At 49.4% G+C, this 12,272-nt stretch carries 13 protein-coding genes; 7 read left to right on the plus strand and 6 right to left on the minus strand.

Annotated features, from left to right (window positions below; translation table 11 throughout):
• Position 1: 1 nt before the first annotated feature.
• From K4H25_RS07905 to K4H25_RS07925, 5 genes are all read right to left on the minus strand, one after another.
• The gene (locus K4H25_RS07905) at positions 2–265 is read right to left on the minus strand and encodes a phosphopantetheine-binding protein (protein ID WP_221022759.1); all 264 of its coding nucleotides are present in this window, start codon (positions 263–265) and stop codon (positions 2–4) included.
• Positions 258–1,025 carry a lysophospholipid acyltransferase family protein gene (locus K4H25_RS07910; protein WP_221022760.1) on the minus strand — a complete coding sequence of 256 codons (768 nt, stop codon included), beginning with the start codon at positions 1,023–1,025 and terminating at the stop codon, positions 258–260. The genes K4H25_RS07905 and K4H25_RS07910 overlap by 8 nt, the downstream gene beginning before the upstream one ends.
• Positions 1,022–1,699, minus strand: coding sequence for a beta-ketoacyl synthase chain length factor (locus K4H25_RS07915; protein ID WP_221022761.1), 678 nt, complete (start codon positions 1,697–1,699; stop codon positions 1,022–1,024). Before K4H25_RS07915 ends, K4H25_RS07910 begins: the two co-directional genes overlap by 4 nt.
• A 210-nt stretch (positions 1,700–1,909) precedes the next feature.
• The gene (blaOXA, locus tag K4H25_RS07920; protein WP_374706355.1) at positions 1,910–2,725 is read right to left on the minus strand and encodes a class D beta-lactamase; all 816 of its coding nucleotides are present in this window, start codon (positions 2,723–2,725) and stop codon (positions 1,910–1,912) included.
• 142 nt (positions 2,726–2,867) lie between these two features.
• Entirely contained in the window at positions 2,868–3,080 is a 213-nt protein-coding gene (locus K4H25_RS07925) for an FmdB family zinc ribbon protein (RefSeq protein ID WP_221022763.1), read from the minus strand.
• A gap of 160 nt (positions 3,081–3,240) precedes the next feature.
• On the opposite strand from K4H25_RS07925, the gene K4H25_RS07930 reads away from it, so the two are divergent.
• From K4H25_RS07930 to crcB, 6 genes are all read left to right on the plus strand, one after another.
• Positions 3,241–4,962, plus strand: a complete 1,722-nt coding sequence (locus K4H25_RS07930; RefSeq protein WP_221022764.1) for a sensor histidine kinase — start codon at positions 3,241–3,243, stop codon at positions 4,960–4,962.
• Positions 4,962–5,681, plus strand: coding sequence for a two-component system response regulator BtsR (gene btsR / locus K4H25_RS07935; protein ID WP_255588167.1), 720 nt, complete (start codon positions 4,962–4,964; stop codon positions 5,679–5,681). Before K4H25_RS07930 ends, btsR begins: the two co-directional genes overlap by 1 nt.
• 276 nt (positions 5,682–5,957) lie before the next feature.
• Positions 5,958–8,024, plus strand: a complete 2,067-nt coding sequence (locus K4H25_RS07940; protein ID WP_221022766.1) for a carbon starvation CstA family protein — start codon at positions 5,958–5,960, stop codon at positions 8,022–8,024.
• Positions 8,017–8,385, plus strand: coding sequence for a YbdD/YjiX family protein (locus K4H25_RS07945; RefSeq protein ID WP_254456621.1), 369 nt, complete (start codon positions 8,017–8,019; stop codon positions 8,383–8,385). Before K4H25_RS07940 ends, K4H25_RS07945 begins: the two co-directional genes overlap by 8 nt.
• Positions 8,386–8,580: 195 nt before the next feature.
• Positions 8,581–8,973: a fluoride efflux transporter FluC gene (locus K4H25_RS07950; protein WP_221022767.1), complete on the plus strand. Its 393-nt coding sequence runs from the start codon at positions 8,581–8,583 to the stop codon at positions 8,971–8,973.
• 9 nt (positions 8,974–8,982) lie between these two features.
• Positions 8,983–9,375: a fluoride efflux transporter CrcB gene (gene crcB / locus K4H25_RS07955; RefSeq protein WP_221022768.1), complete on the plus strand. Its 393-nt coding sequence runs from the start codon at positions 8,983–8,985 to the stop codon at positions 9,373–9,375.
• Between the two features lie 181 nt (positions 9,376–9,556).
• On the opposite strand, the gene K4H25_RS07960 is transcribed toward crcB, so the two are convergent.
• Entirely contained in the window at positions 9,557–9,853 is a 297-nt protein-coding gene (locus tag K4H25_RS07960) for a hypothetical protein (RefSeq protein WP_221022769.1), read from the minus strand.
• A gap of 153 nt (positions 9,854–10,006) precedes the next feature.
• Between K4H25_RS07960 and K4H25_RS07965 the strand changes: the two genes are divergently transcribed.
• Complete coding sequence (locus tag K4H25_RS07965; protein ID WP_221022770.1) at positions 10,007–11,584, plus strand: tyrosine-type recombinase/integrase; 1,578 nt, start codon at positions 10,007–10,009, stop codon at positions 11,582–11,584.
• Positions 11,585–12,272: the final 688 nt, after the last annotated feature.

The following is a 12,272-nucleotide window of genomic DNA, read 5'->3' on the forward strand; positions in this document are numbered from 1 at the left end:
CTTAAACTGCGCGTTGCGTGCTCACCAGCTCGGCCAAGGCGCGAATTGAGGCAAAGTGCCGGTAGTTCTCAGTCGAATCATTTTGCAATTTGATGTGGTAGCGTTTTTGTAAACCCACGCCCAATTCCAGCGCATCAATCGAATCCAGTCCTAAGCCTTCATTAAATAAGGGTGCTTCAGCGTCGATGTCATCGATGGTGATGTCTTCTAAGTTCAGCGTTTCAATGACAAACAGTTTGATTTCGTTAATCAGCGGGTTATCCACGGTTTAATTCCTGCGTGTAAAGGTCGATAAGGTCACGATTGAGGCGACGCGCAGCAATCGGGTCGCTACTGGTGCGGCGATACGCGCTTGGGTCGATGTCGTCGAGTACGCGTAATGTCATGACAAAACGGCGGGGCGGTATCTTGTACCACTTTTCTTGCTTGGTCAAAGTGCTTGGGCTAACGGTAATCACCACTGGGGTTAATACTTTGGCGCCTTTGATGGCAATGGTGGCTGCGCCGCGGTGTAATTGCAGGCTTTGGCCGGGCGTGCTGCGCGTGCCTTCGGGGAAAACAATCAAGCAGTCGCCTTGTGCTAGCGCGGCGACGCTGGCTTGAATCATGTGCTCATTACTGTCGTTGGGTATAAACCCCGCGGCAGTCACGGGGCCGGCCACGCAAGGATTGCGCCATAAACTACCTTTGACGACGCAATTGGGCGCATCGATCTGCGCCATTATAAACACCACGTCGAGCAAAGATGGATGATTGGCGATGACCAATTGCCCGGGTCGACCGAGCCGATCTTGGCCTTCAATCTGCCAGTGCATAATGCCTAAAAACCGCATCCAGCGCATAAAGTAGCCAAAGATGCGGTGAATAATCTGGCGTGCGCGCGCTTGCCTGTGCGCTTTGGGCGTGAGGCGGTTGAGGATGGGAAACAATAAGCCCAGTAAAGCACCACCAAGGCCAAAACAGCTAAAGGCAATCACGGTCGCTATTTGGCGCTGAAGGGTGTTTATTTTTTGCGCCAGACTCATAAGCGAGTCCACTGCCAATTGCATCGGGCTCCGGCGGTGATCAGCTGAGGCGCATTGCTGCGCCACCATTGCAAAAACTCTAAATGTGCAGGGTCAAGCATTGGGGCGTGGGTTTTGGGGATGGCGCTTAATTTTAAATTCGCGGGCTGGGCGTTGATCAATCCAGCGAGCGCAAAGCGGGTCGTACTTTCTGATGCGTCGGGATTAAATATGGCGGGTACGGCTTCATCGGTGCACATCAGCAATACCGCTGGGTCGGCCTGATCGGCCAGTAATGTAGCCGCCTCCAGTAAGCCCATTGGCAGCGTGTCGATGCCGGCGCTGATGGCGCTGCATTCTGCGGTTTGTTGCGCTTGAATGCTCCATAAACCTTGAATCGCATTGTGAACTGAGTGGCTAAAGCGTGCGGGCGACAATAATTCATCGCTGGCTAAGGCTTGCAGCATCTGCGTGGTTTGTACGATTTCGCCATGGCGTGAGGCAAAAACACAGCGCAGCGCGGTTTTTTCTGGATTGATGTCGTGCGCCAGTTGCAAATTAATTCGCGCCAATGGCGATAGGCGTCGGCGTTGTAGTGGCGCAATAAAATCCAAACTTGGCACGTCATTGCGCGTTTCATGCCAACTACAAAGGCGTGAAAGATGAATTTGAATGGACCAATAGGGCGAGAGCATGACGAGGTGAACCAGAGAATCAAGACTAAAAGTAAGGCGCGGTATGGGATGGGTTTAATGCATGCCGAGGGCAATTTTGCCATAGTTTGCTATGACAAAGTCAATTTTGTGCTTTGAGCGCCGAGGCGCAATCGTGTTAGCGCAAGGGCGAGCTGCTGATCGAGCGAGGTAACTTGGTGAGTTATCTCGCCGCGACATCTGGTTCAATAGTTAGTTTTTCATCAGTCCTAGCGCTTGTAAGCTGTCTTTGCTTAATTGAATGCGCTGGCTAAGCGGCTGCGTTTTGGCTTGATCAATATTCAGCGCAAAGCTATAGATTTTACCGTCCTCTTCTAGCCAGCCGACAAACCAGCCAATATCCGATGGGCTGTCGCGGTAGAGCCCGGTTTTGCCATAGAGCGTCCAGCCTTTGCCCGATTCGAGCTGCATAATGTCGCGCACCGCGCTTTGTGCTGATTTTGGTAGCGGGAGTTGTTTTTGTGCGAGGCGAGCTAAAAATTGGCTTTGCTCTATCGGGCTGATTTTGAGTGGCCCTTTGAGCCAAAATTGATCAACTTGCTGCCCAATATCGGCATTGCCGTAATTGAGTTGACTCACATCACTTTGCATGGCGCTCAAGCCGATTTTTTTGGCAAGTAGCTGGTAGGCGGGCACGTTGGACACGCGCAGCGCTTCGCGTAAACCCATGTCATGCGCCCAGCTGGCTAAATACACGGGTTGGCCATCGTAATGATAAAACACCTCATCCACACTGCTAACAGCCTTACTGCTGAGGCCAATTAAGCTATTGGCGATTTTAAAAGTGGAGGCAGGAATAAAGCGCGTTGCGGCTCGCTGGTTATTGTGACCGATGAGTCGCTGCTGGCTGACATCTAATATGGCGATGCTGCCTTGGATTTGGTTTTTTGCAAAAATAGCGGCAATTTGACTATTTTCTTCAAAGCCAGATGCTTGGGGCGTGATCAAGGTTTGGGCTTGCGCTAACCCAGTAGAGAGCAGCATCGCGGCAAAGAAAATATTTCGCAGGTGATGAAATATTGTGCGTGAGCTACGGCTAGTAGCGATGTAAACCAGCATAGTAATGCGTCCGATTAAATCGAAGTCGAAAGAATCGGCATGGTAGTTCAGGCGATAAAGCAATAAAAGTAATTAAGTCCGCTGGTATGAATTAGTGCTGGCAGCCCGGGCCGCAGTGATGTGGCGTGGGAGCGATAGAGCTGGTTGCCGCCGCGCCTTTGATTTGTACGCCAACGGCACTGAGCTGCTTTTGGTATTGCGCAGCGGCACAAGCAGGGCATTGGGTGAGTACGGGGTCGCTGAGTTTTTGTAAGTGTTCACCATAGTGCGCGCATGCGGCACAGCGATAGGCGTAGATGGGCATGGTTGTTCTCTGCGATGTTGAGTTTGCGAGGGTAGAGCGCGTAAGCTTTGCCGCTAAACTAGCGACTACTTTGCTTGCTGACTAGATCGGGAAAGCTTGAATAGGCACCACGCATTCAATCCGTTATAAGCAGCAATCTCCCTTTGTTTAGCTCGCCGCCATGCTGACGCAGCAACTCTCTTTGGTTTTGCAATTATTGCAGCAAACTTGCATTTTCATGGTCATCGCTTGGCTGTTGGCACGAACGCCATTGTTTACGCCTTTGATGCAAGTCACCATTCGTTTACCGCATAAACTCACGTGTTATTTAGTGTTTTCTGGGTTTTGTATCCTTGGCACGTATTTGGGGCTCAAGGTGGATGACTCAATCGCCAATATTCGTGCGATTGGCGCCGTGCTCGGGGGCTTGTTGGGCGGCCCTTCGGTGGGGCTGGCCGTGGGCTTTACGGGCGGGCTGCATCGTTATTCACTCGGCGGGCCAACGGATATGGCCTGTATGATTTCGACGATTTGTGAAGGTTTGCTCGGTGGCTTGGTGCATCGCATCTTGATTCGTCGTGGGCGAGTGGATTTATTATTTCAGCCTATGCTCGTCGGCATTGTGGCCTTAGTGGCCGAAATGATGCAGATGATGATTATCCTTGCGGCAACAAGGCCGTATTCAGTGGCATATGCAGTGGTCAATAGCGTGGCTTTGCCGATGTTGATTGCCAATAGTGTTGGTGCGGCGATGTTTATGCGCTTGTTGCTCGATCGTCGGGCGATGGCCGAGCAGTATTCAAGTGCTTTTTCGGCGCGTGCTTTACGGATTGCGGCCCGAACTGAGGGCTTATTTCGTTCTAGTTTTAATGAAGCCAATTCAATGCGCGTGGCGCAGATTATTTCAGAAGAAACCGGGGTTGGCGCGGTGGCTATCACCGATAGAGAAAAGCTGCTGGCCTTTACTGGCACAGGCTCAGACCATCATTTGCCCGGTACGCCCATTACTTCCAAACATACGCAAGATGCGATTCGTGATAATCGGGTGGTGTACGCCGATGGCAATGAGATTGCGTATAAATGCTCAATTCATCCCGAATGCCGCCTTGGCTCGACCTTGGTGATTCCATTGCAAGACGCCGATGATCAAGTGATTGGTACGATTAAGCTGTATGAGCCCAAGGGGCGTTTATTTGCCAAGCTTAACCGCACCTTGGGTGAAGGGATTGCCAAGCTATTGTCACGGCAAATTCTCACTGGCCGGATCGAGGCGCAGCGCGCTTTGCTGGCGCAGGCCGAGATTAAATTGCTGCATGCGCAGGTCAATCCGCATTTTTTATTTAATGCCCTCAATACCTTAAATGCGGTGATTCGGATTGACCCTACACGAGCGCGAATTTTGGTGCAGCATTTATCGACTTTTTTTCGTAAAAACCTCAAGCGACCTGATGGCACCGCCACGTTGGCTGATGAAATCGAACATGTGAATGCCTATCTGCAAATCGAATTGGCGCGCTTTGCCGAGCGTTTGCAAGTTGAGGTGGATATTGACTTGCAATTTAGTCAGGTAGGCTTGCCGGCGTTTTCATTGCAGCCCTTGGTTGAAAATGCGATTAAACATGGCACGTCGCAGCTGCTAGGGCTGGGGAAAATACGGCTCTACGCCGAACCAGCGAGTCAGGGTAATACTTTGCTGCTGCATGTTGAAGATAATGCCGGTCTTTTTAATGCCTTGGGAAGAAGTAGTGATGGTATGGGGATGAGCTTGGTGGATCGGCGCTTAAAAGCGCAGTTTGGTCCAGAGTACGGCTTGCGCATCGCGCATATGCCAGAGCAATTTACCCGTATTAGTTTAAGTCTGCCTTTGGTCGTTGAGTCATTGTTGGCGGTGGAGAAATTGTGATGCAGGCTTTATTGGTTGATGATGAACCGTTGGCGCGCGATGAATTGCGCTGTTTACTCGAGGATGCGGGCATTGACGTGGTGGGGGAGTCGAGCAATGCCATCGAGGCGATGCAAATGATCTACCGTTTGCGCCCAGATGTGGTGTTTTTGGATATTCAAATGCCGAGGATTTCTGGTTTGGAATTAGTCGGTATGTTGGATCCCGATAAAATACCGCAGATCGTATTTGTGACGGCATTTGACGAGCATGCAGTGAAGGCGTTTGAAGAGCATGCATTTGATTATTTACTTAAGCCAGTGCTCGCCAGTCGATTGAACAAAACCTTGGCGCGCTTAACCAAGCAAAATGGCGCAGTGCTCGATTACCAGCTAATTGCCCCTCGGCAAGCTTTAAAGCAGTTGCCGTGTCATCGACATGATCGAATTTTATTATTGCCGCTGGACGAAGTTGATTACGTGGTAGCTCGATTATCTGGCGTGTATTTGGTGACGCAAGATGGTACAGAGCATTTTACTGAGCTGACGTTGAAAGTGCTGGAAGAAAAAACCGGCTTGCTACGCTGCCATCGGCAATATTTGGTTCACCCGGAAAAAGTAGCGCAAATTGTTTTAGGCGAAACCGGCGGTGGTGAGGTGATTACACGTGCCGGCTTAAATGTGCCGGTGAGTCGTCGGTTTTTAAAACCGCTGAAAGCACAGTTGGGCGTTTTGCTTTAGCTTGAAGTGATGTAAAGAATGCTTTTAAAGGTATATATCGCTAGGCATTGACCAATAAAATGCTTGGCTATATACCTGCCAATCCCCAATCCCCAATCCCCAATCCCCAATCCCCAATCCCCAATCCCCAATCCCCAATCCCCAGCACCATGCTGCCGCTAAAGTAAATATTCACACCGCTTAATTTCGCTTGTTACCACTCACTGAGTTTGATCGCCACTGGTTGTAAGGACTGTTTTAGCCTTGGCGTGTCATAAACTAATTAATGAGATCGAAATGAACTCAATCAAGCAGTGGGGGGTATGGATGGTGGTTGCGCTGGTTGGCGCATTCTCTTTTGCCATGCTGGCCTTGTCGCGCGGAGAGCACGTCAACGCAGTTTGGTTGGTGTTGGTCGCCATTTGTTGCTACAGCATCGCTTATCGCTTCTATTCTAAATTTATCGCTGAAAAAGTTTTCGAGCTGGACGATAGTCGGCTCACTCCTGCGGTGCGCCGCAATGATGGTCTGGATTATGTTCCGACCAATAAATGGGTGCTATTTGGCCACCATTTTGCCGCGATTGCTGGTGCTGGCCCGCTGGTGGGGCCGATTCTGGCGGCGCAAATGGGTTTCTTGCCCGGCACAATCTGGATCTTAGTCGGCGTGATGCTGGCCGGTGCGGTGCAGGACTTCTTGGTGTTGTTTATTTCAACGCGCCGCGATGGTCGCAGCTTGGGAGAAATGGCCAAACAAGAGCTCGGCACAATTCCGGGCTTTATCGTGATGCTCGGTGCGCTGGGGGTGATGATTATCATCTTGGCAGCACTAGCGCTAATCGTCATTAAAGCCTTGGCCGAAAGCCCATGGGGCGTGTTCTCGATCGCGATGACGATACCAATTGCCTTGTTTATGGGCGTGTATATGCGCTACCTGCGCCCAGGCCGTATTGGTGAGATTTCGGTGATTGGTTTTGTGTTGATGATGGCGGCAATTGTGTTCGGTGAAAATATTGCCGCACATCCTTTCTGGGGCCCATTCTTTACCATGACTGGCCCGCAATTAACCGTTGCACTGGTGATTTATGGTTTTGTGGCTTCGGCATTGCCGGTGTGGTTGTTGTTAGCACCACGCGATTATTTGTCGACATTCTTAAAAATTGGCGTGATTGCCGGTTTGGCCGTGGGGATTATTTTTGCTGCACCTGAGCTAAAAATGCCTGCTGTCACCAAGTTTATTGATGGTTCAGGCCCGGTGTTCTCGGGTTCTTTGTTCCCGTTCTTGTTTATTACTATTGCCTGCGGTGCGATTTCTGGTTTCCATGCCTTGGTTTCATCAGGCACTACACCAAAGTTGATCGAAAAAGAAAGCCATATGCGCGTGATTGGTTATGGCTCGATGTTGTGCGAGTCATTCGTTGCCATCATGGCTTTGATTTGCGCTTCGGTGCTTGAGCCTGGTGTGTATTTTGCGATGAACTCGCCGGCGGCTTTGATTGGCACGACGGTGGAGTCGGCTTCAACGGCGATTAATAGCTGGGGCTTTGTAGTTACGCCTGAAATTCTGACGCAAATGGCCAAAGACGTTGGCGAGCATTCAATCTTGTCACGTGCTGGTGGTGCGCCGACGTTTGCAGTGGGTATGGCACACATCATTTCCGATATCTTTGGTAGCAAAGCCATGATGTCGTTCTGGTATCACTTTGCCATCTTGTTTGAAGCGCTGTTTATTTTGACTGCAGTGGATGCTGGTACTCGTGCTTGCCGCTTTATGGTGCAAGACACTGTGGGTGTATTTGTACCAGGCGTGGCAAAAAGCAATTCTTGGGTTGGCAATATGTTGGGTACAGCCGTTGCGGTATCGGGCTGGGGCTTTTTTGTGTACCAAGGCGTGACTGATCCATTGGGCGGGATTAATACGCTATGGCCACTATTTGGTATTGGTAATCAGATGCTCGCGTCGATGGCCTTGCTATTGGGTACGGTCGTGCTGTTTAAGATGAAAAAAGAGCGCTATATCTGGGTGACTTTGCTACCGACAACTTGGTTGTTTATTACGTCGATGACCGCCGGTTGGCAAAAAATCTTCCATGAAAACCCAAAAATCGGTTTCTTGGCACAAGCCAACCGCTTTAAAGGTGCCATTGCGGACGGTACCTTGTTAGCCCCAGCAAAAAGCATTGCTGATATGGAACGCATTGTGTTCAACAATCAAATTAACGCCGGTTTGTGTGCCTTCTTTATGTTGGTGGCGGTGACGATGTTGATTGCAACGATTGTTCACGCTCGCAAAGCATTTGGCCATGCTAAGCCGACAGTGAATGAAATTGGTGGCGATCTAGCTACTGAGGCAAGTCGTGCTTGATTTAAGCTTTTTATTGCCCGCCACCAAAGCACCGGTGGTGAGTGATGAAGTTTTTCAGGATGAGTATGATCGCTACGTGGCCGAACAGCGGTTAACTAATCCGTACGGTGTCTTGATGTCGCCAGAAGACTTTCGCCGCTTTAGTCTGGGCTCTAACTGGTTGACGGGATTGAAAGATACCGCGCAAAAAGTGGTGCAAACCTGCCGCTTAATGGTGGGGATTCATGATTATGAATATTATTATGATCATATGCGCCGCCAGCACCCGGGTGCTGAGCCATTAAGTCGAGAAGCATTTTATCGCTATTGTCTTGATGCGCGTTTTCCGGGCGCAGGCAATGTCAACAAGTGCCCTTGTTGATTGATGTAATTTAGAAGTAAATTAATAGACAGCATTTTAAGTTGGAGTCGCGAGGCTTTGACTTGAAGTGCTGTTTTTTTTGTGCGTCGTTTTTACGACGTCTGGCATCGGCGGGGCGAAGGGCGAGCAATATCGACTATGTTAAAGCGTGACCTAGCTGGCTTGGGTTTCAAAGTGTGATTCAGGAGGCGGGCAATGGTCTCGGCATTGGATGTGATGTGGGTGGGTTTGGGTGGGGGCTTGGGTTCTTTGGCGCGTTGGCGCGTCGGGCTTTGGATTGGCGAGCGTTATCACGGTGTTTTTCCGTGGGGGACTTTATTAATTAATGTCAGCGGCGCGTTTGTGATTGCCTATCTGTCGATTTTGTTCTCGATTGATTGGCGCGAGCGCTTTGGTACGCCACTTAATGCCGGCGTGCTGACCGGCGCTTTGGGTGGGTTTACTACGTTTAGCACTATGCAGTTGGATGCCGCAAAATTGACTGATTCAGGCAAAGGGAAGATGGCGGCTGTTTATTTATTGTTATCGGTATTTGCTGGGCTATTGGCTGCCATATTGGGCGCTTGGCTGGCGCTATTGTCCCGCTAGGAGTGCACTGTGGCCAATTGGATCATTCTTATTTTTGTCGGCGGCGCTTTTGGCGCGATGTGCCGAGAATTTATTATGCTGCTGATTCCTCCGGTAGCTGGCGGTTTTCCTTTGGATATTTTTATTGCCAATATGTTGGCTAGTTTTTTACTGGGTCTTTCTACCAGTTTTCATCGCCGCGTGATGATTCACCATCACGTACATACCATGGTCGGCACCGGCATTATGGGCGGGATGTCGACGTTTTCTAGTTATATCTATGGCTCATTAACCATGCTCAAAACGCCCGGGGAATGGTTAATGGCCTGCGCGTATTTGTTGTTGAGCGTGGTGTTGGGGTTTGCCATGGTGATGCTGGGTTTGTATTTGGCGCAAAAGACGCAAGCAAAGCGCGCAGCGTAAAACGATTCAAATTATTGATCGCTCTTAGTTATTGAACGGGCGTTAGTGATGTGCTTATTGGCTTATTGGCTTGTTTGATTCGGGTTTGATGTGGTTTTGTTGCTTAAAAGCTGCAGGGTAGTGGCGTTGGATGAGTGTGACTGAGTCGGCGCGCAAGGCTATATTTGTTTTGATGGTGCGTTTAATTGTTGTGTGAAGCATCGGAAATACAGGCTGGATTATCTTTTGGGTGGTGAGCGGCTAGAAAATGAGACTTAGCGAGAGTTGTTGTCACATATTTTGTTTGGCTGTCTCTTTTTGGTGCGTAGATAAAAAAATATAAGTTGGATTTGCGGCGGGAGCTGTGAACGTGCTTGGCGTGCTGTTTGTGATGCTTGTTTTTGGCTAAGTCGTTGATTTGATTGGTGCGCCCGACAGGAATCGAACCTGTGACACTCAGTTTCGGAAACTGGTAATTTAGCTGTTCATAGTAATTCATGGCGATTCAGCCAAAAAATTAAAATCTATATAAATCAATATATTGTGCCGTTTGTTGCGTCATACTGCCCCATTTTTCGCCATTCAAGCGCATACTCTTTGTATGGGTGTGTGTATGGGTGTGGGATCTTTTGTATGGGTGTGGTGCTGCAAAATGGCTAAAACTGAAAACTTAATCGGCACGACAACATTAACCAAATTAAAGCCAGCCAATAAAGGCGATTTGTTAAAAGATGGTGGTGGATTGCGTGGGCAAGTGTATGTCGACTCGTCGGACAAGATTACCGTCGTCTTTACTTACTCCTACCGAAGCCCTGAAACTGGCCGACAGCGTGAAAAGGGGTGTGGTGTATATCCTGCGGTTTCTCTAAGTGCCATTCGTGATGAGCGTGATCGACTGCGGGGCATTGTTCGCGGTGACATTACTAAAGGTGTTGCGAAAGCCGACCCGTTGGAGCAAGAACGTCGAGAGCGCGAAGCAATTCAAGCCGAACAACAAGAGGCTGAGCGTATTAAGCGGCAAGCCGAGGCGGACGCTTTGGCCGTGCAGCACCAGCAAGAGGCCGAGCGCAAAGCGGCTGAGCAGGTAGCCGCCGAGCCAACCATGCAAGACCTGTTTGAACAATGGGATGCCAATTACGGCGCAACGCTGGCGACGGACTGGCGCGAGACGCGGCGTTCTAATTGGCGCTGTCACGTTGCCCCGTTGGTGGGCAAGCAAAAGATTAAATCCGCCAGCAAATCTGTCCTAATGGCGCACTACGATTCGCTGATGAAAGCGGGTAAAGCCAAAACCGCCAAGGATGCTTTGGCGCTGGTGCGGCAGGTGATGAAGTGGGGCATACAGCGTGGATTAGTGCCGGAAAATCATCCACTGGCGACAATGGAACTACCCGAAGCAGTCCGCACGGTGAAAACCACCCAAATGGCTGAAAACTTTAGCGCCGCCGAATATGTGGCCAAGCATGGTTTGGATGCGATTGGTGAGGATGCCGAGGACGGAAAAGCAGGCCGCGCTTTGCCATTTTCTGAGCTGGTCGACCTACTGAGCAATAAGCTCACCGTTGGCACGCAATCTGAAACGGGAAAGTGTGTGATCCGCTTTATGTTGGCGACGGGTGTTCGAGCGAGTCAGGCGCTAAAGTTGCGGTGGGATTGGGTGCTGTTAGAACATCGTGTGATTATTTTTCCCGCTGGCAGTATGAAAGCTAAGAAAATGCATCACGTCCATCTGAGTGATTATGCTTTGGGCGTACTTAAGCAAATGAACGCAATACGGATCAATGATTTTGTATTTCCCGCGCCGAAGAAAGCCAACGCCGCTGTGCTGCGTAGCAATGTAGGTAACGACATTGCCAGTCGACAGTTCTACAGTGCCGACGACGAAACCGAAGTCGCCTATCAAGCCCGATTAGCCGAGCGCATGACTTGCCGCCGCACCCGTGCCGACTTTGAGCTTTACAATTTATCGGGCGGTAAATGGACGCTATACGACTTACGCCGTACAACTGCGACACGGTTATGTGAATTGACAGGTTCGGACTGGGAAACGATTGAAAAAGTTCTCGCGCATGCAGAGCCGCACGGGGTAACTGGCCGTTATGTGCGCTTATCGAAGTGGGAAGATCGCTGCAACGCATTAAATTTATTGGGTGCGGCGCTGGCAGAATGCGCAGCTGGCGTGTTGCCGAATCGGGTAGATGACAACGTTGTGCAGTTGAGAAGAGCTTGATTTACGGTTTCAATTAGGTTTTTTTTCAGGTAATGGTGGGTACTTGATTCGCTAATTTACCGTTGTAGCTTGCAGTCGATTGCAATAGGCCACCACTCAAAACGCCCTTTGCCTTTGGATTTGTTTTCCTCGGGTATGATTTCGTAGCAATTTATTTATAAGGACTCAGCTTATATACCTAGCTATTTTGTACAGGCATTAGATTTTGTATCGGTGTATTTCTTTGTGAGGATATTTGACGAAAACAAAATAAAATTTGAACATTCGTTCTTTTTTTTCGTGTGCCGTAGTTCTTTTAAGCACTATCGATACTTTATGCGGATATAATATGCTTCATGACTCAAACCCAACAGTGGGTGAGAGTAAAAAAAGAAAGCCCTTGTAAGTCAGAAGAGCCTGAGAAACTCGACTTACAAGGGCTGTGATCCCCATCCTTTAGATGGGAAACCCGCAATCAACGCTAATTGATTTAGGGCTACATCGGCGGACTTCGCTAAAAGTCCGGCCTTTGTTCTATTTTGTACGGGCGTAAAAAAAGCCAAGACTATTGGCTTTGCTGTCGCTTTCTGGGGACTGCGCCCGATACAAGGTAATTTGGTGCTAAAAGTTTTCTACAAAAACTATAAAATATAGTGTGATGCATAAGCGCGTAAAAATCAAGGCAATTGTATTTTTAAAAATACTCTTT

The sequence above is a fragment of the Deefgea piscis genome, assembly GCF_019665785.1.
GTDB lineage: Bacteria > Pseudomonadota > Gammaproteobacteria > Burkholderiales > Chitinibacteraceae > Deefgea.

Coding starts and splice junctions, on each gene's coding strand:
- K4H25_RS07910 (WP_221022760.1), bottom strand. CDS start 1,025: ATGAGTCTGGCGCAAAAAATAAACACCCTTCAGCGCCAAATAGCGACC.
- K4H25_RS07915 (WP_221022761.1), bottom strand. CDS start 1,699: ATGCTCTCGCCCTATTGGTCCATTCAAATTCATCTTTCACGCCTTTGT.
- K4H25_RS07925 (WP_221022763.1), bottom strand. CDS start 3,080: ATGCCCATCTACGCCTATCGCTGTGCCGCATGCGCGCACTATGGTGAA.
- K4H25_RS07930 (WP_221022764.1), top strand. CDS start 3,241: ATGCTGACGCAGCAACTCTCTTTGGTTTTGCAATTATTGCAGCAAACT.
- btsR (WP_255588167.1), top strand. CDS start 4,962: ATGCAGGCTTTATTGGTTGATGATGAACCGTTGGCGCGCGATGAATTG.
- K4H25_RS07940 (WP_221022766.1), top strand. CDS start 5,958: ATGAACTCAATCAAGCAGTGGGGGGTATGGATGGTGGTTGCGCTGGTT.
- K4H25_RS07950 (WP_221022767.1), top strand. CDS start 8,581: ATGGTCTCGGCATTGGATGTGATGTGGGTGGGTTTGGGTGGGGGCTTG.
- K4H25_RS07960 (WP_221022769.1), bottom strand. CDS start 9,853: ATGAATTACTATGAACAGCTAAATTACCAGTTTCCGAAACTGAGTGTC.
- K4H25_RS07965 (WP_221022770.1), top strand. CDS start 10,007: ATGGCTAAAACTGAAAACTTAATCGGCACGACAACATTAACCAAATTA.